The organism is Modestobacter sp. KNN46-3 (assembly GCF_011039295.1).
The window spans coordinates 1-1,177 of sequence record NZ_JAAKGN010000341.1; the positions used below are offsets into that span (position 1 = coordinate 1).

Genomic DNA, 1,177 nt, shown 5'->3' on the forward strand with positions numbered 1-1,177 from the left:
CTCCCAGGCGATGCCCGGGATGACCTCCACCAGGCCCACGTCGACGCCCTCGTCGGCCAGCACCCGGCCCTGCTCGATGTGCAGCTCCAGGAAGGCACGGAGGTCGTGCCGCTCCGCGCTCGCCACCCCCGCCGGGGGCGAACTACGTCCCGGCCCGCCGGCACGGCGACCTGTTGTTCATCGCCGGCCAGCTGCCCTTCGTCGACGGGCGGCTGCCGCGCACCGGCAAGGTCGGCGACACCGTCGACGTGCCCGCGGCCGCGGAGCTGGCCCGGCTGGCGGCGCTCAACGGGCTGGCCGTGGCCGACGCACACCTCGGGTCGCTGGCCGGCGTCTCGGTCGTGCAGGTCACCGTCTTCGTCGCCAGCACGCCTGACTTCACCGAACAGCACCTGGTGGCCAACGGCGCCAGCGACCTGCTGATCGAGGCGCTCGGCGAGCGGGGCCGGCACGCCCGTACCGCGGTCGCCGCCCCGGTGCTGCCGCTGGACACCCCGGTCGAGGTGCAGCTGGTCCTGGGGGTGGAGGCACCGTGACCGCCGTGCACGTCGACGCGCAGCTGCTCGGGACCTACGTCGAGGAGCTGGGTGCCCTCGGGGAGACCCCTGACGGCATGTACCGCTTCATGTACGACGAGGCCTGGCAGCAGGCGCGGGACGCCCTGCTGCGGTGGATCGACGAGGCCGGCCTCGAGGGCCGGGTCGACGCGGTGGGCAACGTGTTCGGGCGGCTGCCGGGCTCCGGCGACGGCGTCGTCCTCACCGGCTCACACGTCGACACGGTGCCCTCCGGCGGGAAGTACGACGGCGCGCTGGGCGTGGTCGGTGGGCTGGCGGCGCTGGCCGCGCTGCGCGCCCAGCACGGCACCCCGGTGCGCACGCTGGAGGTGGTCGCGCTGTGCGAGGAGGAGAGCAGCCGCTTCCCGGCCAACTTCTTCGGCACCCGCGGGATGCTGGGCCTGATCGCCCCGGACGAGCCGGACCGGCTCCGCGACCGGGAGGGCGTGCTGCTCGCCGACGCCATGCGGCAGGCGGGCCTGGACCCGGCGGCGGTGGCGAGCGCGGAGCGGCACGACCTCCGTGCCTTCCTGGAGCTGCACATCGAGCAGGGCCGGGTGCTGGCCGACGAGGGCGTCGACGTGGGCCTGGTGGAGGTCATCCCGGGCATCGCCTGGGAG

1 protein-coding gene and 1 pseudogene are annotated in these 1,177 nt (G+C 75.0%); both read left to right on the forward strand.

The features are described 5' to 3' along the window. Positions 1-137: 137 nt before the first annotated feature. Positions 138-536: pseudogene (locus G5C62_RS27150) on the forward strand (RidA family protein); the annotation flags it as partial. Continuing rightward, on the forward strand, positions 533-1,177 hold a 645-nt coding region (locus tag G5C62_RS27155; RefSeq protein ID WP_164703431.1), incomplete at its 3' end, for a M20/M25/M40 family metallo-hydrolase. The pseudogene G5C62_RS27150 and the gene G5C62_RS27155, both read left to right, overlap by 4 nt.